Below are 23,244 nucleotides of genomic sequence, written 5' to 3'. Positions count from 1 at the left end.
TTTTTCTCTTCCTTTGAAATGACTTTTTCAGCAAGCCCTAATTAAGAATATATACTGAAATAGTTTTGTAATATTTACTTCTGTACAAATTAGAGATAAAGTCGAGTTAAGACAAAGCATTCCCGTAGAGCAGGCCGATAAACGCCGTACTCGTTAGGAACAGTTGGCGCAGCCTCTCATAGAGAAGAAATGATTAAGATTTTAGATTCGACAAATAACCATCAACTATTAACTCTTCATCTCTTCTGAAGGCGGGATGGCTAAAAATGCTACTTTGGCGGCGGCTTGTTCGGCAGCTTTGATGGAACGTCCTTTGCCCTCACCAAGTTTGTTACCGTTTAACCAGACTTCGGCAGCGAAACGTTCTTGAGTGCGGTTGGCTTGATTAATTTCAACAACTCGGTATTCTGGTAATACTTTAAACTGGGCTTGAGTCCATTCTTGCAGAGCGGCTTTATAGTTGAGTCTGGCGGGGTCGAGACGAATTTCGGTTGCTAATTGGCGAAAGTGAGGGTCTAACCAAGGGCGAATCAAATCTAAATTATTAGTGCTGAGGTAAAGCGCTCCTAAAACAGCCTCAAAAGCGTCTGCTAATCGAGATTCTTGACCAATTTTATCGCTGGTGGCACTACCAGCAACCAGCAAATGTAATTCTAAACCATATTCTCTAGCTAATTGGGCGAGGATGCGATCGCTCACCAATACTGAACGTATGGCGGCAAAATCCCCAACTTGGCAATCTGGATAAGCCTCCCACAGCAACACAGCCGCCGCCAAGCGTACCACCGCATCACCCACAAACTCCAATTGTTCATAGTTTGCTGACTCAGAAACAGTAGGATGAGTCAGGGCCAGATCCAGCAATTGCCACTTAATTGGTGCTGTTATGGGCAAACCTAATTTTCTGACTAAACTTTCAAGTTGCCTTTGACGGCGGGGATAAACGAGGGTCATTTGTAAACAGTCAACAGTCAACAGTTAACAGTCAAAAGTCAACAGTCAACAGTTAATAATCCTTCCGTTGGACTAATGACTATGGACTAATGACTATGGACTAAAAGAGGAGAGAGTTGGTAGTAAGCCGGGTTCTGTTCTCTGTGTAAATTACTTTACCAGAGGGCGGTTATCTATCTGGGACGTTTGTTACCAAACGCCTCTAGCGGCGCTCTTATCGCGGAACTGGTAAAAGACCAACCATAGTTCCTTCGGCCTTGCTCCCAACCGGGGTTTACCGAGCCAGCGCTTCTCAACGCTGCTGGTGCGCTCTTACCGCACCTTTGCACCCTTACCAAAATTGAACTCAAAATGCAAAACCTTCATCCAAAATTTTGAACTTTGAATTTTGAATTTTGAATTGTTTTGGCGGTATTTTTCTGTGGCACTATCCTCACGATCGCTCGCACTGGACGTTATCCAGCAAGTCTGGTCTTTCGGGAGTCCGGACTTTCCTCAAGCCAGTTTTAACTGACCTGCAACCGCCAACGCCTACTCTCTCCCTAGCTCCAGTGTAATCTTGTATGGGGTAATGTGTTTGTTTTGCTTATTTCTTTTTGTTCCAAGGTAAGGCGTAAGTCCAAGGTAGTTTTTTGATAGTGAAGGGGCAATTAATAATAGATATGGGTGGGTATTCAGCACCAGGAGCCAAGCCTGCTCTAACTTTGGTGAGACGCAATACTAACTGTAAAGAAAATTCTAATTCTTTACCTCTATTCATAAAGTCGCCGTATAACTTCTTTTGCGGCGGCCCACCATTTTTGAGTCCGGTAATATCAATTAGAGGTTTGCTAACTGAGTATGTGCCGTCTTGAAGCTTTAAGACATCTTCGGCTGTGATAGATGCTGAAAGTGTTTTTTTTGGAACTATTAAACTGGGACTTTGTGGTACGGCTAAGTCGCGGGTTAAGTCTGGTGATCTTCTGATTACTCGCCGTGATTGTTTAGTATGCTCTACAACTATAGAACTATTATCCCAATCTACGTAAACAGCCACATCATCAGATTTATTCTCAATACTTATTGATAAGTCTTTAACGTCATCATAAGAGTTTGATGAACCAAATTTGAAGGATATGGCAATTTTGTCGTCTAGTTCTTGTTGTTTTAATTGGTCATCTACAACGGATTTTTTAAAATCATACTTGATGCGATCATCTATAGATGCAACCATCTGGTTAAACACATAAGTTATACCAATAATATAAATTGTTAAAACAAGTAAATTTTGGTCGGTATTCCTCATACTTGGAATATAAACTCCCTATAATAATTTTTTTACGCGACTTGTTAGTGATGTTGAATATTTAATCACGCTTAATTGTGGAAGAATTTTCTAGCCAGCCTCGTTTCCAAAAGAAGAATAATAATCCACAGGCGATCGCCCCCATGACTCCTAAGCAAAATGGATAACCCCAATACCAATTCAACTCAGGCATATTGTATGGTGATTTGTCGGGATTGAAATTCATTCCGTATATCCCAGCAACAAAAGTTAGGGGAATAAAGATTGAGGAAACCACTGTCAGTAATTTCATAACCTCATTCATTTTGTTACTGACTGCCGACAAGTATACATCCATCAAGCCAGAGGCTAACTCGCGGTAGGTTTCCACCATATCCATGACTTGCACCGCATGGTCATAACAATCGCGCAGGTAGATTTGCACCTCTTCGCTAATGAGTTCACTCCCATCGCGGATTAAAGCATTAATCGCATCTCGTTGCGGCCAAATAGCACGACGCAATTGTAGTAATTCTCGCCTCACCTGGTAAATTTTTTGCAGTGTTTGGCGAGTAGGACTAACAATTACTTCCTGCTCTAAGTCCTCCAGTTCTTCGCCGTAACGTTCTAACACTGGGAAAAAACCATCAACAATGGCATCGATTAAAGCATAAGCCAAATGATCAGCTTTTTGGCGGCGAATAATTCCCTTAGCCTTTTCAATCCTTGAGCGCACTCCTTCAAAGCAATCATGTTCAGGTTCTTCTTGTATAGTTAACAAGTAATGTTTCCCCAAAATTAAACTTACTTGCTCACTATAAAAACCGCCACCTCTTTCTTTTGGTACTACCATCCGGCCAATAAATAATAATTGATCATCAAAGTCTTCTAATTTAGGACGTTCCGATACATTCACCACATCTTCCAAAACTAGAGGCGGTAAATCAAATACTTTGCCCAATCTCTCTAATATGTCCTGACTACCCAATCCTTGGACATCCACCCAAGTTACAGATTCTGTATCCAAATATGGGATACATTCTTCCGGCGTAGTCAATTGCTGGTGAGTAAAATTAGTTGGGCCATAGTCAATTAGATCAATTTCTGGCGGCGGCGCATCCGCATCAATAATGATGGTTCCAGGTACAGTTCCTGGATAGTGATAGAACTCATCTTTATAAGATGGTTTGGTAACTACATTAGCAAAGCGACGAAGTTTTCTAATCATGCAACCTTCTGGGTAATTGGTAATTGGTAATTGATCAACAGTTCAAAGTTATCCTCACCTGCTCCCTCATCTCCCCCACCTCCCCTGACAGGTGTAGGTTTTTTACAATTAGGAGGAATTGAAGCAAAAGAAATCGTCAACAGGAGTATGAGGAAAAGCACTCCAACTGGGAAGATGAATAGGAAGATGGTTGAGTAAATCAGCAATCAGGGTCAACAGGCCTAACAAAAAACAAGAAATCTGACGCTGAGGATGAAGGTGGAAAGGCTGAGAAAAGACAACATGTCGAGGTGGAAGTTGTTCGAGAGTTGGGGGAGAAGATTGATTTTCCGCTTCGCCCCCCAGCATCACCATCCAAAGAGTGGCAACAGCGATGGCTAACCACAAACGTTCAGCACGTTGTGGTGAGAGCAAACGAGTATGATGCCAATCCCAACCATCTCCTTTGACATCCCGATAAACACATTCTGTAGAAGGACGTAAACCGTACCAGAGTGCAGAGGCGCTCATGGGTTCAAGGTCAGTCAAAATCAACCAAGGGTCTTTGTAACCAAGATCCCAACGGGCAAGCAATGTACATTCAACGGGATTGGTGACAAAGCAAATAATTCGACCTGACCAAGATGTTCCAGGGGTACAAACCACATCTTTTAGTGGATGCCATGTATTCCCAGATGGCAGGCGATAAGTTCCTTGATGGTTAATACGTAAAAACGGATGCCAGCCAGCAGCCACAATCAATTCATACAACCAACAAGCATACAGTCCTCTGTCAGCAGTGACTATGACATCAAACTCAGTTGGGATGGCATCTTTGATTGCTGTGAGCAGATTGTGCCAATGCCCTTTCCAACTTCCTGGCTCATGTGCTTTGACCACACACCATGCTATCGGGATTCCACAACCCGCCAAGAGTATGTTTACTGATAAGACTACAAACTTATTGCCGATACTGGTTGCGTCTAGTGCTAGCGCAATACGCTTGATATTGGTAGGTAGCAAACTGATCACCCATAACAGCAATGGCGCAAAACAACTACTTACATCTAGAGTCCGACGATGAAGCCCTTTTTTGGCAGAGGCTTCCTCATACCATTCTTTTAATCTTTGACGTACTGTATTTGCCTTTTCTGAGTTGACTTGAGCTATGAATTTTGACACTTTGCTCAAGCTACTTGATCTTGTCATCACTATGCCAAAACTCCATGTTGCCAGCCCTACCACTTGTGGTAACGTCAGATGTGGCATTTTCTGTGACACTATATTTGTCCATTGTTTGAGGTACTCATTTTTCAGCATTTGAGCCTCTGTTTCACTTTGTCAGTCTGCTTTTATTTTCTGTCAAGCGTGAATGAATGCTCACACTCTTGTAAAAAACCTACACCTGTCAGCCCCCACTCCCTCATCCCCACTCCCCACTCCCCAGTCGGCGCGGTAAACTGTTGGAATTGATAAAGTTAAAGATAGAGTCCTATGCCTGGGTTTTTATTGGAAGTTGGAACAGAAGAATTACCTGCAAGCTTTTTAAGTGGAGCCATTACACAGTGGCGATCGCGCATTCCCCAAAGTTTAGTGGCTAATATCCTTACGAGTGAATCTGTAGAGGTATACGGTACTCCCCGGCGTTTAGCTGTACTAATTACAGGTTTACCATCTAGGCAGCCAGACCGGGAAGAGGAAATCAAAGGCCCACCAGCCCAAGCGGCTTTTAAAGACGGTCAACCAACCCAGGCGGCTGTGGGTTTTGCCAAAAGGCAAGGCGTAGAATTAGAGGCGTTGGAAGTTCGCCCCACGGATAAGGGGGAATTTGTCTTTGTCCAAAAGAAGACCCCAGGTCGTCCCGTGGCAGAAATTCTCACCGAACTTGTACCCGAATGGATTTATAACTTAGAAGGTAAACGCTTGATGCGTTGGGGTGATGGGGATGTGAGATTTTCCCGCCCCATTCGTTGGTTAGTCGCGTTGTTAGATGAGGCGATTTTGCCAATTGAATTGGTGAATGGTTCTTTAAGTGTGAAAAGCGATCGCATTTCCTACGGTCATCGTGTTCTGCATCCCGAACTACTGACAATTCCCCAAGCAAGCGATTATGTAAATACACTACGTTCTGGTTATGTAATAGTTACACCACAAGAACGAGAAAACACTATTAAAGAAGAAGTAGGGCAAGCTGTAAAAAATTTAGGAGGTTCTACAGTATTTTACCCTGAATTGTTAGAAGAAGTTGTCAACTTAGTAGAGTATCCTTCCGTAGTTGTTGGGAAATTTGAAGACGACTTTTTGAAACTGCCTACTCAAGTAATTACTGAGGTTATGGTAACTCATCAGCGATATTTCCCTGTGTTTAAAGATGGCTATCAGCAGGAAATATTACCGTACTTTATCACCATTTCCAACGGCAAAAAAGAAAAGTCAGACATTATTGCTGTAGGCAATGAAAGAGTAATTCGTGCTAGATTAGCAGATGCAAAATTCTTTTTTACATCTGACTTATCTAAACCTCTAGAAAGTTTTTTAACCCTATTAGAAAAAGTCACTTTTCAAGAAGATTTAGGTTCTGTTCGTGCTAAAGTAGACAGAATTATTAAAATTGCTGAAAGAATCAGTGATCAATTGGGTTTAGAAGAAGAACAACGCCAAAAAGTACAAAGGGCTACTTTATTGTGTAAAGCAGATTTAGTTACTCAAATGGTCTTTGAGTTTCCTGAATTGCAAGGAATAATGGGAGAAAAATATGCTGTGGCCAGTGGCGAAGATGCCGAAGTAGCAAGAGCCATTAGAGAACATTACTTGCCAGCCGGAGCAGGTGATATTTTACCCTCACTGCTTACAGGTAAAATTGTAGCTATCGCAGACAGATTAGATACGTTAGTCTGCATATTTGGGTTAGGGTTAATACCTACAGGTTCTTCCGATCCTTTTGCCTTGAGAAGGGCTGCAAATGGTTTAATTAGCATTATTTGGCTAGCGATATTAACCGAAAATGGACGAGTTACCAAAGAAGGAGGATTAAAACTTAATTTATCTCAGCTATTAGAGCAAATAGCAACAGATTTCTCAAGCACTTTTAATAAAGATGCTGAATCATTGATTAGCACTTTGAAGGACTTCTTCTTACAACGCATTCGCACCTTATTACAAGAAGAAAAACAAATCGACTACGACCTCGTAAATGCCGTGTTGGGAGAGAATGACGAAGAGTATCAAGCAAGGGCATTAGAGAATTTACTAGATGTACGCGATCGCGCCTTATACTTACAACAAATTCGCCGCGACTGTACACTAGATAAAATCTACGAAACCGTGAACCGTTCTACCAGACTAGCAGCCCAAGGCGATTTAGATACTGCACAGTTAGATCCCACTTCTGTAGTTAATCCTCAACTGTTCCAAAAGCCTTCTGAGTCAGCCTTTTACGATGCTTTAGTCCAGCTAGTACCACAAACTCAAGCAGCCCAGCAGTCACGTAATTATCAACTGTTAGTTGCGGGGTTAGAAACTATTGCACCTACTGTAAGTAAGTTTTTCGATGGTGCGGATAGTGTGTTAGTCATTGACCCCGACCCAGATATCAAGCGCAATCGCTTAAACTTACTAGGATTACTGCGGAATCATGCGCGGGTATTAGCTGACTTTGGGGCGATAGTGAAAAATCTTTAAGTTTCGTCAGTCGTCAGTGGTAATAGTTTCCAGGCTACCGACAAGGTAAACTACATTACCTGAGTTCGGCATAAAGAAAGGGACAGGTAGTAAGCGGAAAATTAACATAAAATCCGCTAACCTGTCCTATGTTGAATTTAGAAGAATAAACTTTTTGAGAGTTATTTAGAAATATGAACAATCAACCAACACCTAATCTGAATGAATTAGAAAAATTTCATAGTGAGGATATAGAAAAAATTACACTTCTGCTGGCGAAGATTTCTAATCGTAGTCCATCAGAAATTAAACCTCATCTACACACCATGCTTGAGCGGCTAGTGCAACCAGCCCAAGAACTTCCTTTCTATGAAACTGCTACCCCTAATGAGTGGGTAGTCGCATTTCAAGATTGGGTAGAAAGCCATAGAAACCTTAATCTACCTACACTATCAGATGCAGCTATTAGCCGCGAAAGCATCTATGGAGAGCGAGATTAAGTGTCCTACTTGGTAGATACTAATGTCTTGTTGAGGAGTGTGGATCTTAGCCATCCTATGAACGCTGATGCTGTTAATGCTATCAGTACGCTACACCATCGCGGTGAACAGGTGTACATCGTACCGCAAAACTTGATTGAATTTTGGAACGTCTATACACGCCCAATTGAGCGAAATGGTTTAGGGCGTAGTGTGGCAGAAACACAAGCAGAAGTTAATCGTTTAAAAGCTTTGTTCCCATTGTTACTAGATACTGAAGAAATTTACCAGGAATGGGAAAGGCTGGTGGTTGCTTACGGAATTAGGGGAATCAATGTACACGATGCACGACTTGTTGCAGCAATGCTTGTGCATGGCTTAACCCATATACTCACATTTAATGTCAGCGATTTTGCCCGGTACACAGAAATTACAACTATTAGCCCCAGTACGATAACAAGTTAATTTAACCTGAGTTCGGAATGAAGGAACGGATAAGTAATAAGTAGTCTCACAACTGACGATGAACAACTGACAAACACTGTACAAAAAAAGCAATAAAAAGTGGTGTAATTTTTGCTCATTAAGCGCTACTATTATGAGTGCTTAACCAGGGAACTCTGCTACAGTCTATGTCCAAAGCCCATGTAGTTGGATTAGGAAAGTCCGGTGTTGCTGCGGCGAGATTGTTAAAACGGGATGGTTGGGAGGTAGTTCTGAGCGATCGCAACACCTCCGAAACCCTCCTGAAACAACAACAAGAACTCGCACAAGAACAAATCACCGTTAAATTAGGGTATTCACTAGAGTTAGTGGAAGGTAATTTACCCGATTTAATTGTTGTGAGTCCGGGTGTTCCTTGGGACATTCCCGCGTTAGTCAAGGCGCGAGAACTGGGCATAGAAACTATCGGCGAAATGGAACTAGCTTGGCGACATTTAAAGTCCCTACCTTGGGTAGCCATTACCGGGACTAACGGCAAAACTACGACTACTGCCTTAATCGCCGCTATCTTTCAAGCAGCCGGATTCGATGCCCCCGCCTGCGGTAACATCGGCTATGCGGCTTGTGAAGTTGCCTTAGCCGAAACAGCCCCCGACTGGGTAATTGGGGAAATTAGCAGCTATCAAATAGAATCTTCCTCCACCCTAGCTCCCCGCATCAGCATCTGGACAACCTTCACCCCAGATCACCTTGCCCGTCACAAGACGTTAGAAAATTATTACGACATCAAAGCCAAGTTATTACGTCAATCCCAATTACAGATTTTCAATGGGGATGATGCTTACTTAAATAAGATAGGTAGTAGTCATTGGCCGGATGCTTATTGGACAAGTGTGAAAGGGAAATCACACTTATTAGGTGACAAAGGCTTTTATATCGAGGATGGCTGGGTTACAGAACAATTACAACCAGACTCCCCACCCCAAAAAATTGTCGAAGCGTCAGCTTTACGCATGGTAGGGGCGCATAACCAGCAAAATCTCCTCATGGCAGTAGCCGCAGCTAGGTTAGCGAATATCCCCCCTGATGCGATTGACAAAGCTGTGCGACAATTCCCAGGCGTTCCCCATCGCTTAGAACATATCTGCACTTGGGAAGGCATCGATTTTATCAACGACAGCAAAGCCACTAACTATGATGCGGCGGAAGTGGGATTGGCATCAGTGAAAAGCCCAACAGTATTGATTGCTGGTGGTGAAGCCAAACCAGGGGATGATACAGCTTGGCTGGCGAAAATCCAAGCGCAAACCTCAGATGTATTACTCATTGGTAACGCCGCACCAGCATTTGCCCAACGTTTACAAGAAGTGGGTTATACCAATTATGAAATAGTAGAGACAATGGATAAGGCTGTAGTGCGATCGCTTGAATTAGCCAAACAGCATCAAGCACCCGTAGTTTTATTATCTCCAGCCTGCGCCAGCTTCGACCAATACCCCAATTTTGAAGCACGAGGCGACCATTTTCGGCAGTTGTGTTTGGAACTCTTAAAATAGGAAGTGGAGAGTAGAGATTAAAGTAAGTTTTTTGAGTCTCTGAGATGAATGAACGAGTATTTGAGGTAGATGAATCCGTCCTTTGAGGTGGATGAATCAGTCTTTGAGGTAGATGAATCAGTCTTTGAGCGAGATGAATTTGTCTTTGAGATAGATGAATCCGTCTCTGAAGGAGATGAATCTCTCTCTGAAGGAAATGAATCTGTCTTTGAGGTAGATGAATCAGTCTCTGAAGGAGATGAATCTCTCTCAGAGAGAGATGAACCCGTCTCTGAGGTAGATAAATGAGTATCTGAGGGAGATGAACGAGTCTTTGTAGCGTGAGCAATACCCACCATACTAAATTTCTTAATTACGAATTACTTCTGATGGACTGGTTCAAGTAATCTTGAAGCGATCGCACTTACAAGATGAACAGCAACCCCACATTGATATCATTTCTCAAGTCTTGTGTTAGTAAATGAGGCGATCGCTCTTTTAGCTCTAGCAAACTAGTTTTGATGGACTCGCTCAAGTAACCAAATTGAAGCGATCGCACCGATAAAATGAGCAGCAATACCATTAATATTTGCCACCATCACAAACACATCCAGCGCCCGGATAATCTTGTTGGGGTCAGTAATCGCTACACCTGGTGGTTGGGAGATAGATTTTGCTATGAATACGCTCAAAGTTGCACCACTACCTATTAAGGTTAAGAGTATTCCCACAAAGCTGACGATGATAGCTAATCTAATAGCTGTGGTTGTGTCCGCTTTACTTGGATGCAAAGCCGGATTAGGATTTGCCAAACGCTTACCGATGCGAGTATAACGAAAATCCCAATATACGCTAAATAATAAGGCTATAACACCACATACAGCCCAAAAAACCCCAATCCCCAAACCTGTATTTGGTTGATCTGTAAAGGCGCGACCAGTGAAGGCGAATAGTAACGTTAAACCACCGACTACAGCAAGCCCCAATTGCACCCAAAAAGTAATCCAACCTGTAAGACGAATTGTATTAGCAATGCTGTAGAGTTTTGGTGATAGCGACGTATGCTCCACAGTGTGTGAGCGTGTTTCTGATCCCGCTTCCATATTTTTTTCCTTGGCTTATCCCCCAATTAACAAGATATTCCTCCCCTCACATATAAACCCCCACCCCCAGACAGAACACCCTACAAACCCGGAGACATAAAATCGCAATTAATTCTCCACATAATTCCTCATGGCTAGACAGCGCCAGAAAATTCAACAAATACAAGAAATTGCTCAAAAAACTTTTGGTTACGAATGCTTAAGACCAGAACAGCAAGAAGTTATCGAATCGATTTTAGCTGGACATGATAGTTTGGCAATCATGCCTACAGGTTCAGGTAAATCAGCAATTTATCAGATTGCTGCTCTATTAATTCCTGGTGTAACCATAGTAATTTCTCCCTTAATAGCACTACAGCAAGACCAAGTGCAAACTATTAACGAACAGGATATTTCTCAGGCTGCGGCTGTTAACTCTACTATTTCTAATTCACAACGACAAGATATTTTTAGTGATTTAGAGCAAGAAAATCTAGAATTTTTATTTCTATCTCCTGAACAATTTAATAATCAGGAGATAATAGCAAAATTGAGCGAGATTAAAATATCTTTATTTGTTGTAGATGAAGCCCATTGTATTAGTGAATGGGGGCATGATTTTCGTCCAGATTATCTAAGATTAGGTTCAGTAATTGAATCACTTGGGCATCCTAGAGTTTTGGCTTTAACTGCTACAGCATCTCCTTTAATTCAGGATGAGATTGTTGAACGTTTAGGAATGCGTAAGCAGCATGTTTTCGTGCATGGTTTTGACCGACCAAATATTTGGCTTGGTGTACAAACATTCCACGAAGAGGAAGAAAAACTTAATGCTTTACTCCAGCAAATTTATGATATTGAAAAACCAGGGATAGTTTACACTGCTACTAGAAAGAATGCCGAACGCCTAGCAGATGCGTTGCAAGAAATAGGTGTCAATGCTGTTTCTTATCATGCTGGTATGAAAACAGCGCAAAGAGAACAAGCACAAGCAGCTTTTATGACAGACGAAGTAGAAGTGATTGTTGCGACTTCTGCCTTTGGTATGGGTGTGGATAAACCAAATGTCCGCTTCGTTTTCCACTACGATATTAGTGATTCGATTGATTCTTACTACCAAGAAATTGGACGCTCTGGACGAAATGGGGAAGAAGCTAAAGCTATTTTATTTTACTGTCCTGAAAGTTTAAAAATTAGACGCTTTTTTGCAGGGAGTAAGGTAGAGTTTGAGGATGTTTTACAGGTAGCTGAGGCTGTACAACAAGCTGAAGAACCAATTAATATAGATAATGTACAGCAAACTACAGACCTATCACAAAGCAAAGTAACAAAAGCTATTAATCGTTTAGAGGAAGTAGAATTTGTAGAAGTTTTACCAACAGGTGAGGTAATAAAAACTGATAATGATGTCGAACAAGAAGCCGCAGTCCAAGCAGCAACTATTGCTCAAGAACGACAACAAAAGTTCCTGCGATCGCGGCTGGAAATGATACGCAATTATGCTGAACTACGCGATTGCAGACGTGAGTATTTACTCAACTATTTTGGCGAATCTTTAAATAAGAAGTGTGGTTTTTGTGATAACTGCCAAGCTGGTATTATAACAGAGGATAGTGATTTTCAACCTTTCCCAATTAATAGCTGCGTCATTCACACCCACTTCGGCAAAGGTCGTGTAATGCGTTACGAAGCTGACAAAATGGTAGTATTATTTGATAAAGTTGGATATAAAACCCTAGCTGTTGAACTAGTTGAAAAATTATTAAAACAAATTGAATAAGTTTTAACTATGTGCGTTTGCAAGATAGGCTTAACCACGGAGACACATTCGGCAGAGCCGTTCCCGCAGGGTAGACACAGAGAGAAACCCAAGTATATAGTGATTAACAAGACTGGCAATATGTACAAAATCTTAGTTAGATAAATAATGTTAAATATTCCTGTATGTGATGACATTTTCAATCTTGAGAATGATGAAATATGAATATTTAAGTTGCAAGAATATTCTTAAATGAGTGATATTTAAGTAGTAGAAAAATGATTAAGTCTTGGATGGTGATTGGAGGTGTAGCTATTTTAGTCGCCTTAGCTGCTAACTTCATTACACCTAGCGATCGCAAATGGTTTAAACGCCTACAAAGACCTAGATGGCTAACCTTTGAAGCTGCAATTCCTGTAATCTGGACTATAATATTTATCTGTGGTGCTTGGTCAGCTTATATTGTATGGGAAAAGAATCCAGGAACTAATACAACCTGGATCATCATGGGATTATATTTACTACTAGAAATTGTCACGATCGCCTATACACCTGTAATGTTCAGGCTGCGTAGTCTTCAGATAGGTACAATTGTTGGCGGTACAGGTTTAATTCTCAGCATAATTCTAACTTTATTCGTCCTCTCTATTTCTGGCTGGGCTGCATTATTATTAGTCCCTTATTTACTGTGGAGTCCAATTGGTACTTACACAACTTGGCAAATGGTTCATCTCAACCCTCAAGATGCTTAAGATTATAAGTTATAGGAAATAAGGAAAATCTTCCCCTTATAGTTCCCCCTCACATTACTACTAATGACTGATTAATCCCATATCCACGATTGTCAAACTGACAGTATATGGCTTGATAAAAGATAAGGGATAGAAAAATATGATACCTTCTTGGATGGTAATTGGGGCTGTAGCTTTTGCAGTGGAATTTGGTAGTTTCTTTATAACTCCCCGCGATGTTAAATGGTTTGCTCAATTAAGTCGCCCCAGATGGCTAGTTTTTGAGCCACTTATTCCCTTTATTTGGACTGCAATTTTTATTTGCGGTGCAGCTTCCGCCTACATTGTTTGGGAACATAACCCAGGTAGTATTGTTACTTGGCTGCTAATGGGTCTATATCTCTTAGTAGAAATAATTACTGTAACTTACATACCTTTAATGTTGAGATTCCGCAGCCTCAAAACAGGAGAAATTATAGGCTTAAGCGGCTTCATTGCAGGTGTTGTTTTAGCGATCGCTGTATTACCCATTTCCGCAATTGCCACAATATTACTGGTTCCTTATTTACTCTGAAGTCCCATCGGTACATACACTACAGACGAATTAAGACAACTCAATCCCGAAGATGCTTAAATAATTTAAAATTCAAAATGTGGGACTTAGCATTAGCAATAGCTATCATAAACGTCCATACATAGCTGTTGGTTGATGACTCAACCAAGCCCACATTTGATCACCATAACAAAAATGCCACCACTCTTTGGGATTGCGTTGAAAGCCAGCTTTAAGCATGACATCGCACAATAATTGGCGATGAGCGTGATATTGTCTCTGTGCTGATATTTCACTATGAGCATAGTAATCGGGGTGCGATCGCTCTGACAATTCATCAATGGGCGAACCCATGTTCACGACTTGTCCTTTATCATCCACCAATGTTACATCTACAGCTGCACCTGTACTATGGGGAGGTGGTGTTTTTTCATTCAAACTTGGTACAGCCCAAATCTCGTAAACTGCATCCCAAATTTCTTGACGTTGGTGTTGGCTTAACTCAGCCTCAATCAAACCGCGTTCTTGTACAGCTGTAGCGAAGCTGTAATTTACCATAAATTGCTGTACAGCTACAGGGCGATAACCATCAAAAATTTGAATCCGCCAGAGAGGAAGTAGCAACTCTAAATAATTTTGAGCTTGAATCAGCTTGTTAACTACACTCTGACGCAAGTAATAAGGCGAATAGTATCCGTAAGTAGCCCCTAGTTTTTCATAGGGATGTGGAGATTCCACCGTAAAAAGTTCTAGGGGAATCTCTATTAGAGGTTCACCACATTCCACAATAGCTATGTGGTGATAAGGTTTTATCTGGTAATTAATCACTCTTAGCAGGTTTATTTTAGATATATAGCAATTGCCACATATATTAGGGCATAGACTGATAAAAACCTAATAGGAATCAACTTTTAAACCTATACCTTGTCACCTGTCAACCGCTATGGATAAGAGTAACCATTATTTTGCAAGCCGTTAATATTCTGTCCTTGAGGCAGATTATTATTTGGGTAATTCGCTTGAGGTATTTGTGAATAACCGTAATTATTAGGAACTACTGGAGTTGTGTTAGTGGTGTTATTAGCACGACTGCGTACAGTATAAGGGCCAATAATTGATGATGTGCCAGTAATAACTGTTGATGTTGATTGAGTTTGATTTGGCGAATTTTGCAGATAATTCAAATTGCTGGGAGGATTGGGTATGATTGGCTGAACGTAACCCACTCCTGGATTAATTCTTGTATTAGGGGTAATAACCTGATTATTATTCAGGTTATTGTATGAATTTGGTTGAGTGTAATTAGTTACCGGACTAACTGTTGTATTTATCGGCACAGTCTGAACATTATTGAAGTTATTGGTATAACTTGGTTGTGTATAACCTAAACCAGGATTTAACCCTGTATTGGGTGTAGTCTGAGGCGGCTGGGTACTTGTTGGTAAAGACTGCGTTACCCCACCATAAGTAGTTATATTTGTAGAGTTAGTAATAGTTGGATTGCTATTACTTAAACTAGGTACTTGATTAGTTGATGAGGTCAGCCCTGTAGGTTGCTGGTTACTAGAGTTAACATTTTGGCTTGTGTTAATCTGATTAGCTAATCCTGGGTTTAATTGAGAAGAATTAGCTGTTACCCCTGTGGTTGAAGGATATCCATTTCCAGGTTTGTAACCTAACAACTGATCATTATTGGTTGCGCCAAACCGGAGCAAATTTTCCGCTTCTGAGACAAATACATTTTTCTCTACAGATGTTGGCTGTTGAAAATTAGCTATACCTGAATCTGAGTTTAGTTTAGGTTGATCACCAGAGGACGGTTTGTTAGTTGGATTTGTTAATGGTGTTTGATTTTTATTCTTCTTAGATTGACTGGTGTTTGCTGGCAAAATGAGAGGTTCTGTGTCAGCAAGCAAAGATGGCAAATTATCAATATCTGCGGCAATAGCTTTATCTTCCTCTGAAAGCTCAGAGTCATCCGTATTATTTACTATATTAGAATTATTTGCTACTTGAGGATTAGTCCAGTACTGATGAACAACTAGCCCTACCACAGACAAAAAAATTGCTGTTCCCCAAAAACTAGGTTTGCCTAAATTTGACAACCTAGCTCTAAGATAGCGCCAGTACGGAGAAGGGTAACGACGATTTGACATATTTGTAACCCGATAATGGATTAATAGTGATTTTTGAGATAATAAATATACATATTGATTTAAGTAAATTAGCTATTAACCACCTATGTTTTAATATGATGAGCAATGGTACCCACTAAATATTACAGATAATAATTTCTATAGTTCCATCTTATTTATACAAACAACGGTATAGCGTATTTTTCCTGATTTATTTAAGTATAGACGTTTTAAGTTTAAATACGGTAATGAGTTTGTTTTATGAGCATCAGCTAAGGGTAATTGGTTTGTCTACTCATTACCAATTACCCATTAACTATTACCAGACTAAAATCTTTCTGTTTCTTGAGATGGTGCAACTGCACCAGGTTGAGACATAAAGAAATTTTGTGCAGATTCGTTTTGATAAATGCACCTAATATCAGGTTTTTCGCTATCTAAGTTACCTGTAAAGCCAAAGGTGTTGAGGCGGTTTTTACATTCTCTTACTTGCTCGGATGTCACAAGTTTACGTTGTTCTAACAGCGCCCAGTTATTTTGTCTTAAGACACATCCAGGACGCATACTAGGTTGAGCAACATAAACATTAAATGGGTTGAGAGTTACAAATAGCCTAGCGTCCATGACCATTGCACTTGCCCCGTATTGGACGCAAATCTCTGGGTTTGGTGCTTTGGTGTCGATAAATTCACGAGAAGCCACATTTGATGGCGATAATGTGGTTGTGGAGCTAAAAGCGATGCCAATGCCAATTCCCAGTACAAACACACCTCCTAAAATCGCAATAGTGAACAAGTTAAACATGGAGGATATGGAATTAGGAGATTTAGGTGTAGTAGCCGTTCTACCAGTAGATTTACGTCTCATTATTGCTTTATAACCTTCACGCCTGAAAAAGCCAGGAGAGTTTATATAGTAATTAAGTTATCAGGTATTAATGTCACATAACCTTAATAAAAGCTAGCTAATTACTAATTTAATTAGCTCTCCCTATTTCAGTATGCCGATTCTTAAGGCAATTGCCTGCAACTTTACAGACAATATTTAATATCTGATGTAATACCATAAAAGAGCATAAATGTCTAGTCAGCTGAATATATAAGAATTTCTGTTAAATACTTAGTAGTCAGAACTAATGGACTAATGGGCAATGGGTCTTAGACCATTGCGGTTTAAGATAGCTTTAATATGCCGATAAAATCGGCGTTTATGTTTATATAAATGAGAGGTAGAGTGATTTTTGCATAATTTGTACTTTATTCAGTACGATTAGGAGCAACTAACACAGTTTGGGATAATAACAACCTGAAGATTGCAGTTGATTGACGTAAACAGAATTTAGAAAGGCGCTGATTGTCTTACATTCTGCCAATTTCTGACTTCTATCCCTACTGACTGTCTACCTTGTAGTTGATGCAGTAAGTGTTGTGGCACAAGTATGGTTATAGGACATTAAATCCTATTGCCTTGCCTCAGTTTGAAGCACTTGTGCATTCCTCAATCAACAACTTTTGGTTGTCATTGTCTTCAATAGAGAACCTCAACTGTCAAAATATATGGAAGTGAAAATGCAAGAACCAGAATTTACCCAAACCCAGCCCAAAGAGGCCACAGTGCCAGACATTAACACTCAAGCAGGAACTATTACCAAACTCCAGCCTCCTGTGCAGTCCCAAGAAGAATGGCGCAAATACGGAGAACAAGTTTCTGATTTCTTAGCAACTCTCCCCGACTACATAGGAAACTTTTTTAATCAGTACAAACAACCCTTAGTCAGTGTCGGTTTAATTGTGGGGTCAATTGTCGCAGTGAAGGTACTGTTGGCAGTTTTAGATTCTTTGAATGATATCCCTTTAGTAGCACCAACATTTGAATTGATTGGTATCGGTTACTCTGCTTGGTTCGTTTATCGCTACCTGTTGAAAGCTTCTACCAGACAAGAACTAACTAACGAAATCACCACTCTTAAATCTCAAGTCGTTGGTCAAGATGGTAACGAAGTATAATTCGTAATTCGTAATTCGTAATTCGTCATTATGAATTACGAAAGTTACACAAACAGAGTCTGCCTTTTTTATACAGAAAATGGCCAAGCAAAACTATGCTTGGCCATTTTTTGTCTGCTTTGTCCTTGTTAGTTGTTTTTGTTTAGTCTCAAGCCTGAGTAATACCATTTTGGATTTTAGATTTTAGATTTTGGATTTTGAAATGCTTCATTAGTGAACTTTTCAGTAATCCATTTGTCGCAATCATTTTTCAAATTGGTATAAGAAGGCTGAACAGTCAAACAATTTTAGATTTTGGATTGACGATTTTGGATTGACTGCACCCACAAGAGGATGCAGCTTGGAGATTTTGGATTGACGAAGCAGCGCGATTTGTTCCGCCACGCCACTTCTCTCAAGTCGGGAAACCCGCCCACGAGAGTGGCTCCACCAGGGGCTGGGCTTGAACCAAAAATCATCCAAAATCCAAAATTTAAAATCTAAAATTAGTACGGTCAACAGTCAACCTTGATTACTCATAACACTCTCAAAATGCTAGGAATGGTGTCAATTGCTGGTAGGCTCTTAATTTCTGCCAAGGCTTGGCGAAATTCACCTTCTCTGACATCGTGAGTTACAACTACAATCTCTGCTAGTTCTCCCTGAAAACCAGTTTGGACTATTGACTCTATACTCACACCGTGATTTCCAAAGCATGTACCCAACTGACCAATGACACCAGCTTGGTCTTTGGTGAGGAAGCGGGCGTAAAATCTACTTGAGAGGTCGCTGATAGGGGCAATTTGGCTGTAGTCTTCGTGTCTACAGGTTAACAGGGGATTGGGGGCTGTGGTATTGCTTTTCAACGCTGCAACCAGATTCAAAATATCTGAGGTAACGGCGCTGGCAGTTGCACCTGCACCCGCACCAGGGCCAAAAAACATGACCTGACCGATGGGTTCACCTTCTACGAGGATGGCGTTATACACGCCGTTAATGCTGGCTAGGGGATGGGTTTTGGGTACGAAGGTAGGATGAACCCTGACAGATAGTTTGGTGGTATCATTAGCCTGATTTTTGGCGATCGCTAACAATTTAATCACATATCCCAATTTTTCAGCGTAGGCGATATCTGTTTTACTAACTTGGCGAATCCCCTCACAATAGACATCCTGAAGGTTAATCCGCCCATCAAAAGCTAAGGATGCGAGAATTGCAATTTTATCTGCTGCATCTAACCCGTCTACATCAGCCGTAGGGTCAGCTTCCGCGTAACCCAAGCGTTGGGCATCAGCCAACACATCCCCAAAATCGCTACCCTCTGTTTGCATCCGGGTGAGGATGTAGTTAGTTGTGCCGTTGACGATACCTGTAACTGTATGAAGCCGATTGACACTCAAAGCCTGCTTTAATGGCTGAATTACTGGAATCCCACCACCAACGGCGGCTTCTAGCATCACATATACCCCAGCGTGGTTAGCGGCCGTGAATATTTCCGCCCCAAACCGGGCGATCGCCGCCTTATTCGCTGTAACTACGTGTTTGCCATTTTTGATGGCTTGGAGAATCAGCGATCGCGCTGGTTCCAAACCCCCCATGACCTCAACAACAATATCTACTTCTGGATCGTTGACAATTGACTCTAAATCTGTAGTAATAACTGCCGATGATAATTGTACCTCGCGGGGTTTATCAGGCGATCGAACTCCCACACGATATATTTCTACCTCTTGTAGTAAAGAGTGACGACCAACCGCATCTTGTAGCAGTTGCACAGTCCCTGTTCCTACCGTACCTAATCCTAAGATTCCCAGCTTTACACCCACAAACTTTCTACCAAATTTAGTTTTAATTGCTGAGTCCTGCTAAAGACGTACATCTGTACACCCTTACCTCAGCTATTTATATACAAAACAATTGTAGGGTCGGCACTGCCCACCCTACAAATTCATTAATTTTGTTAGTTGTCAATTGTCAGTTGTTTGCCAATGACCAATGACCAATGACCAAATTAATATGTTTCAACGTGCCAACGACCAGCTTTCTTGAGGTCTTTTTGGTAGCTACTCCAGGTAACACCTTCTTTAGCAGCCGCAGCAGTTAAAGCAGCGTCAATACCGTCTTCCATACCGCGCAAACCGCAGATGTAAGTGTGGGTTTTCTCATTCTTGATTAATGCCCATAATTCATCAGCGTGTTCTGCTACGCGGTCTTGGATGTACATTCTGCCACCTTGGGGGTTCTTTTGTTCCCGGCTGATGGCATAGGTGAGGCGGAAGTTTTCGGGGTATTTTTGCTGAATTTCTTCCAGTTCTTCTTTATATAGAATGTTGGGAGTTGTAGGAACGCCGAAAATTAACCAAGAGAATCCTTTAAATTGATATTCTGGGTTAGCAGCTCTTTCTGAATCCTTAAACATCCGCCACAGGTAAGCTCGCATAGGCGCAATACCAGTACCAGTTGCCATCATAATGACATTAGCTTCTGGGTCTTCAGGTAATAGCATTTCTTTACCCACAGGCCCAGTAATCTTAACTTCGTCACCTGGTTTAATTTGAGTCAGGTAGGTAGAACAAACACCGTAGACTGTTTCGCCAGTTTCTGGATGCTTATACTCTAATTGACGGACGCACAAGGAGATTGTTTTATCATCTACATCATCGCCATGACGGGTTGAGGCGATGGAGTAGAGTCTCAGTTTTTCAGGCTTACCATTTTTATCTAAACCTGGGGGGATAATGCCAATACTTTGACCTTCGATGTACTTTAAGTCACCACCAGTTAGATCAAATTTAACGTGTTGAACTATACCAATCCCATCTTCTTGTACCAGTGGGTCATTAGAAATGACCTTACCAATAAAAGGGGAATTGGGACGGTAAGTATTGACAGGAACATCAGCGTGTTTGGCTTTCGCTTGAGTCATGGTGTTGCCTTTGTTGTCTTTTTTCTTAGACTTTTCTTCCGCAGGTGTTTCTGAGACACCTTTAGCTTGAATATCTGTTGTTACAGGTGTGGCTTTACCATTCTCAGTGTTAGCAGCTTTGCCATTGACTTGCTCTAGTATGCTGGCAGGGTGAATGCTAACAATTTTGCCGCCTAGTCGAGTGATACGCTGCATTTCTTGATTCATGCGATTGTAAGGCACTCTGATGAACACACTGCCACTTTTACGAATTGGGTAGTTCGTTTGTTCAGTTTCTTCGTTCTGACGTAGACCCACCACTTCGTAAACGAAGATGCGGCTACCTGATTCTATGTTGGCAGCACTCTCAAAAGCACCTTGATTAGACATTCCTTCTACCACTCCGATCTTTAACTTAAGAGTTTCTCAAAAAAAATTTTTCTCGGCACAAACCAGCTTCAGTTTATCGAATTTTTCGTCACCAAAACTAGCGTTATGAGAAATTAGCATTATCAATTAATGCCTCGCTTGGAACACTCTCCTCAAGACGTGCAGGTATGGTAAGAAACACACCTATTTACCTTCTAAGTTAGAAGATAAGTCTTCTAGAGAATGTTAATAATGAGTCAATTTAATCTTTTCTTTGTAAACTTATACTCCTGCCAGGAAAGAGTAAATACGTGCTGTTAGCAGTAGCAGAAAATTATCCACGTACTGAGTCTTAAATCTAAGATTCAAGAGCAATTAACAAACATTAACGCTTCCGGGGAGACTTGTTACAAGTAGATACATAAATTAAGTTTTACTTGATGTGTAGCATCTGTCAACCTCTATTCGCACCTTGATATGATGTGTCTATTTAAAGTTATCTGTTTATGTAAGCTGATCCCCAAAACTTTTTTGTCCGCAATAATGGGTTCACACTGAGGATAGATCCAGTGAGTAATATTTCTCGCTATGTCAAGGTATAAATAAAAAAATTAGGGGAAATTTTCCCAAATTCGCTGCAAAAAAAATTTATACCCTATAGACTGAATTATATAAACTCACAAAGCAATAGACGGATTCACTACACGAGTTATGGGTAGTGATTAACGCAACTTCAAAAATCTCAATTACATCATCAGTATGTTTGGTCAACTAACTCGATTCTCTTGACAACCAATATTGTATGGGATACCCCATTCTGTTAAAATCAACTATACCACTAGGATTAAATACTTACCAGCTATAAATCAAGGATATTCAGAGGATTACAGTCATTAATTTGGTTGTATCCCGTCTGATAAATCTTTAATGCTGCTGAGTAGCAAGAACGCAGGACAAACCTATGGGGTAACTCCTGGCTTCACATTCTGCTGTGTGAAAACTTATTACTTGACACATTTAGTATTTGAGGAGATTTATGACAACTAAGCCGGAACGCGTGGTACTGATTGGAGTAGCCGGAGACTCCGGGTGCGGTAAATCTACGTTTTTGCGTCGTTTGATTGATTTATTCGGTGAAGAGTTTATGACAGTTATCTGTTTGGATGACTATCATTCTTTAGACCGCAAACAACGTAAAGAAACTGGAATCACTGCACTTGACCCCAGAGCCAACAATTTTGACCTGATGTATGAGCAAATTAAAGCTCTCAAAGAAGGTCATGAAATTAACAAGCCGATTTATAACCATGAAACCGGTTTGATTGACCCACCTGAAATAGTCAAGCCAAATCATATTGTAGTGGTTGAAGGTCTGCATCCTTTATATGATGAACGGGTGCGATCGCTTCTCGATTTCAGCGTCTACTTTGACATCAGCGACGAAGTTAAAATTGCTTGGAAAATCCAGCGTGATATGGCCGAAAGGGGTCATCGCTACGAAGATGTTCTAGCGGCTATCAATTCTCGTAAGCCAGATTTCCAAAAGTATATCGAACCTCAAAGAGAATTTGCTGATGTAGTGTTGCAAGTATTGCCCACCAACTTAATTAAGGACGATACAGAGCGTAAAGTACTGCGGGTACGGATGCTACAACGGGAAGGTAAAGAAGGTTTTGAACCCGCTTACTTGTTTGATGAAGGTTCAACTATCAACTGGACTCCTTGCGGACGTAAACTCACCTGTTCTTACCCAGGAATGCAGTTGTACTACGGTTCCGATGTTTACTACGGTCGTTACGTTTCCGTTCTCGAAGTAGATGGTCAATTCGACAACCTCGAAGAAGTAATTTACATCGAAACCCACCTCAGCAATACATCCACCAAGTATCAAGGTGAGTTGACTCAGTTGCTACTTCAACACCGTGAGTATCCTGGTTCTAACAACGGAACTGGTTTTTTCCAAGTGTTAACAGGTTTGAAAATGCGTGCTACTTACGAACGCTTGACAGCAAAGGAAGCCAAGTTAGCAGTTCAGGTTTAATACAGCAGTGTTTGTGTCAAAACTCCTGGGGTACTTTCGAGTACCCCTTTTTTTGTGTTGATAAAAACATTTTCTAATTCATTGATAATTTTGATAAATTGAATTTTGGCAAAAAATACTTAAACATAAACTTATTTTTCT

21 protein-coding genes and 1 other RNA gene are annotated in these 23,244 nt (G+C 40.9%); 11 read left to right on the top strand and 11 right to left on the bottom strand.

Features of this window, described 5'->3' with window-relative positions; all coding sequences use genetic code 11:
* Positions 1-228 precede the first annotated feature (228 nt).
* From rnc to NSMS1_RS15885, 5 genes are all read right to left on the bottom strand, one after another.
* Entirely contained in the window at positions 229-954 is a 726-nt protein-coding gene (rnc, locus tag NSMS1_RS15905; protein ID WP_224085519.1) for a ribonuclease III, read from the bottom strand.
* 107 nt (positions 955-1,061) lie between these two features.
* An RNA gene (gene rnpB / locus NSMS1_RS15900) (RNase P RNA component class A) lies at positions 1,062-1,493 on the bottom strand.
* Positions 1,494-1,540: 47 nt separating this feature from the next.
* Positions 1,541-2,239 carry a hypothetical protein gene (locus tag NSMS1_RS15895; protein ID WP_224085518.1) on the bottom strand — a complete coding sequence of 233 codons (699 nt, stop codon included), beginning with the start codon at positions 2,237-2,239 and terminating at the stop codon, positions 1,541-1,543.
* A 61-nt stretch (positions 2,240-2,300) separates the two neighbouring features.
* Entirely contained in the window at positions 2,301-3,446 is a 1,146-nt protein-coding gene (gene corA, locus NSMS1_RS15890; RefSeq protein ID WP_224085517.1) for a magnesium/cobalt transporter CorA, read from the bottom strand.
* 108 nt (positions 3,447-3,554) lie between these two features.
* The gene (locus NSMS1_RS15885; RefSeq protein WP_224085516.1) at positions 3,555-4,745 is read right to left on the bottom strand and encodes a transposase; all 1,191 of its coding nucleotides are present in this window, start codon (positions 4,743-4,745) and stop codon (positions 3,555-3,557) included.
* Between the two features lie 174 nt (positions 4,746-4,919).
* Here NSMS1_RS15885 and glyS point away from each other — a divergent pair, with 174 nt between their 5' ends.
* The 5 genes from glyS to NSMS1_RS15860 all read left to right on the top strand — a co-directional run bounded on the left by glyS (position 4,920) and on the right by NSMS1_RS15860 (position 9,852).
* Positions 4,920-7,106: a glycine--tRNA ligase subunit beta gene (gene glyS, locus NSMS1_RS15880; RefSeq protein ID WP_224085515.1), complete on the top strand. Its 2,187-nt coding sequence runs from the start codon at positions 4,920-4,922 to the stop codon at positions 7,104-7,106.
* Positions 7,107-7,279: 173 nt separating this feature from the next.
* Positions 7,280-7,585 carry a hypothetical protein gene (locus NSMS1_RS15875; protein WP_224085514.1) on the top strand — a complete coding sequence of 102 codons (306 nt, stop codon included), beginning with the start codon at positions 7,280-7,282 and terminating at the stop codon, positions 7,583-7,585.
* Positions 7,586-8,029 (top strand): type II toxin-antitoxin system VapC family toxin, encoded by a 444-nt coding sequence (locus tag NSMS1_RS15870; protein ID WP_224085513.1) that lies wholly within the window; start codon positions 7,586-7,588, stop codon positions 8,027-8,029. It begins immediately after the preceding gene.
* Positions 8,030-8,196: 167 nt separating this feature from the next.
* Entirely contained in the window at positions 8,197-9,564 is a 1,368-nt protein-coding gene (murD, locus tag NSMS1_RS15865; RefSeq protein WP_224085511.1) for a UDP-N-acetylmuramoyl-L-alanine--D-glutamate ligase, read from the top strand.
* 69 nt (positions 9,565-9,633) lie between these two features.
* Entirely contained in the window at positions 9,634-9,852 is a 219-nt protein-coding gene (locus tag NSMS1_RS15860) for a hypothetical protein (protein ID WP_224085509.1), read from the top strand.
* A 203-nt stretch (positions 9,853-10,055) separates the two neighbouring features.
* Here the strand turns inward: NSMS1_RS15860 and NSMS1_RS15855 are convergent, their stop codons facing one another.
* On the bottom strand, positions 10,056-10,646 hold the full coding sequence (locus NSMS1_RS15855; RefSeq protein ID WP_224085507.1) for a DUF3611 family protein: 591 nt from the start codon (positions 10,644-10,646) through the stop codon (positions 10,056-10,058).
* A gap of 130 nt (positions 10,647-10,776) precedes the next feature.
* On the opposite strand from NSMS1_RS15855, the gene NSMS1_RS15850 reads away from it, so the two are divergent.
* From NSMS1_RS15850 to NSMS1_RS15840, 3 genes are all read left to right on the top strand, one after another.
* On the top strand, positions 10,777-12,405 hold the full coding sequence (locus NSMS1_RS15850) for a RecQ family ATP-dependent DNA helicase (RefSeq protein WP_224085505.1): 1,629 nt from the start codon (positions 10,777-10,779) through the stop codon (positions 12,403-12,405).
* Between the two features lie 257 nt (positions 12,406-12,662).
* Entirely contained in the window at positions 12,663-13,136 is a 474-nt protein-coding gene (locus NSMS1_RS15845; RefSeq protein WP_224085503.1) for a TspO/MBR family protein, read from the top strand.
* Positions 13,137-13,275: 139 nt separating this feature from the next.
* Entirely contained in the window at positions 13,276-13,689 is a 414-nt protein-coding gene (locus NSMS1_RS15840) for a TspO/MBR family protein (protein ID WP_224085502.1), read from the top strand.
* 105 nt (positions 13,690-13,794) lie between these two features.
* On the opposite strand, the gene NSMS1_RS15835 is transcribed toward NSMS1_RS15840, so the two are convergent.
* From NSMS1_RS15835 to NSMS1_RS15825, 3 genes are all read right to left on the bottom strand, one after another.
* Positions 13,795-14,481: a M15 family metallopeptidase gene (locus NSMS1_RS15835; RefSeq protein WP_224095245.1), complete on the bottom strand. Its 687-nt coding sequence runs from the start codon at positions 14,479-14,481 to the stop codon at positions 13,795-13,797.
* Positions 14,482-14,609: 128 nt separating this feature from the next.
* Positions 14,610-15,824: a hypothetical protein gene (locus tag NSMS1_RS15830; RefSeq protein ID WP_224085499.1), complete on the bottom strand. Its 1,215-nt coding sequence runs from the start codon at positions 15,822-15,824 to the stop codon at positions 14,610-14,612.
* A gap of 306 nt (positions 15,825-16,130) precedes the next feature.
* Positions 16,131-16,670 carry a DUF3172 domain-containing protein gene (locus tag NSMS1_RS15825; RefSeq protein ID WP_224085498.1) on the bottom strand — a complete coding sequence of 180 codons (540 nt, stop codon included), beginning with the start codon at positions 16,668-16,670 and terminating at the stop codon, positions 16,131-16,133.
* A gap of 701 nt (positions 16,671-17,371) precedes the next feature.
* On the opposite strand from NSMS1_RS15825, the gene NSMS1_RS15820 reads away from it, so the two are divergent.
* Both NSMS1_RS15820 and NSMS1_RS15815 read left to right on the top strand, forming a co-directional pair.
* Positions 17,372-17,809 carry a CAAD domain-containing protein gene (locus tag NSMS1_RS15820; RefSeq protein ID WP_224095244.1) on the top strand — a complete coding sequence of 146 codons (438 nt, stop codon included), beginning with the start codon at positions 17,372-17,374 and terminating at the stop codon, positions 17,807-17,809.
* Positions 17,810-18,142: 333 nt separating this feature from the next.
* Positions 18,143-18,292, top strand: a complete 150-nt coding sequence (locus NSMS1_RS15815; RefSeq protein ID WP_224085496.1) for a hypothetical protein — start codon at positions 18,143-18,145, stop codon at positions 18,290-18,292.
* 32 nt (positions 18,293-18,324) lie between these two features.
* Here NSMS1_RS15815 and NSMS1_RS15810 read toward each other — a convergent pair whose 3' ends face one another.
* Positions 18,325-19,614: a homoserine dehydrogenase gene (locus tag NSMS1_RS15810; protein WP_224085495.1), complete on the bottom strand. Its 1,290-nt coding sequence runs from the start codon at positions 19,612-19,614 to the stop codon at positions 18,325-18,327.
* 185 nt (positions 19,615-19,799) lie between these two features.
* On the bottom strand, positions 19,800-21,083 hold the full coding sequence (petH, locus tag NSMS1_RS15805; protein WP_224085494.1) for a ferredoxin--NADP reductase: 1,284 nt from the start codon (positions 21,081-21,083) through the stop codon (positions 19,800-19,802).
* 1,015 nt (positions 21,084-22,098) lie between these two features.
* Between petH and NSMS1_RS15800 the strand changes: the two genes are divergently transcribed.
* Positions 22,099-23,103 carry a phosphoribulokinase gene (locus NSMS1_RS15800; RefSeq protein WP_067764226.1) on the top strand — a complete coding sequence of 335 codons (1,005 nt, stop codon included), beginning with the start codon at positions 22,099-22,101 and terminating at the stop codon, positions 23,101-23,103.
* Positions 23,104-23,244: the final 141 nt, after the last annotated feature.

The sequence above is a fragment of the Nostoc sp. MS1 genome, from assembly GCF_019976755.1.
In the GTDB taxonomy this organism is placed as follows: Bacteria; Cyanobacteriota; Cyanobacteriia; order Cyanobacteriales; family Nostocaceae; genus Trichormus.
Note: the sequence above shows the minus strand (reverse complement) of the source record. Positions and strands in the feature narration are given on the sequence as shown.

Excerpts from the sequence above, each read along its gene's own strand:
- rnc (WP_224085519.1), bottom strand. The coding sequence starts at position 954 with ATGACCCTCGTTTATCCCCGCCGTCAAAGGCAACTTGAAAGTTTAGTC.
- NSMS1_RS15895 (WP_224085518.1), bottom strand. The coding sequence starts at position 2,239 with ATGAGGAATACCGACCAAAATTTACTTGTTTTAACAATTTATATTATT.
- corA (WP_224085517.1), bottom strand. The coding sequence starts at position 3,446 with ATGATTAGAAAACTTCGTCGCTTTGCTAATGTAGTTACCAAACCATCT.
- NSMS1_RS15885 (WP_224085516.1), bottom strand. The coding sequence starts at position 4,745 with ATGCTGAAAAATGAGTACCTCAAACAATGGACAAATATAGTGTCACAG.
- glyS (WP_224085515.1), top strand. The coding sequence starts at position 4,920 with ATGCCTGGGTTTTTATTGGAAGTTGGAACAGAAGAATTACCTGCAAGC.
- NSMS1_RS15875 (WP_224085514.1), top strand. The coding sequence starts at position 7,280 with ATGAACAATCAACCAACACCTAATCTGAATGAATTAGAAAAATTTCAT.
- murD (WP_224085511.1), top strand. The coding sequence starts at position 8,197 with ATGTCCAAAGCCCATGTAGTTGGATTAGGAAAGTCCGGTGTTGCTGCG.
- NSMS1_RS15860 (WP_224085509.1), top strand. The coding sequence starts at position 9,634 with ATGAATCCGTCCTTTGAGGTGGATGAATCAGTCTTTGAGGTAGATGAA.
- NSMS1_RS15855 (WP_224085507.1), bottom strand. The coding sequence starts at position 10,646 with ATGGAAGCGGGATCAGAAACACGCTCACACACTGTGGAGCATACGTCG.
- NSMS1_RS15850 (WP_224085505.1), top strand. The coding sequence starts at position 10,777 with ATGGCTAGACAGCGCCAGAAAATTCAACAAATACAAGAAATTGCTCAA.
- NSMS1_RS15845 (WP_224085503.1), top strand. The coding sequence starts at position 12,663 with ATGATTAAGTCTTGGATGGTGATTGGAGGTGTAGCTATTTTAGTCGCC.
- NSMS1_RS15840 (WP_224085502.1), top strand. The coding sequence starts at position 13,276 with ATGATACCTTCTTGGATGGTAATTGGGGCTGTAGCTTTTGCAGTGGAA.
- NSMS1_RS15830 (WP_224085499.1), bottom strand. The coding sequence starts at position 15,824 with ATGTCAAATCGTCGTTACCCTTCTCCGTACTGGCGCTATCTTAGAGCT.
- NSMS1_RS15825 (WP_224085498.1), bottom strand. The coding sequence starts at position 16,670 with ATGAGACGTAAATCTACTGGTAGAACGGCTACTACACCTAAATCTCCT.
- NSMS1_RS15820 (WP_224095244.1), top strand. The coding sequence starts at position 17,372 with ATGCAAGAACCAGAATTTACCCAAACCCAGCCCAAAGAGGCCACAGTG.
- NSMS1_RS15815 (WP_224085496.1), top strand. The coding sequence starts at position 18,143 with ATGCAGCTTGGAGATTTTGGATTGACGAAGCAGCGCGATTTGTTCCGC.
- petH (WP_224085494.1), bottom strand. The coding sequence starts at position 21,083 with ATGTCTAATCAAGGTGCTTTTGAGAGTGCTGCCAACATAGAATCAGGT.
- NSMS1_RS15800 (WP_067764226.1), top strand. The coding sequence starts at position 22,099 with ATGACAACTAAGCCGGAACGCGTGGTACTGATTGGAGTAGCCGGAGAC.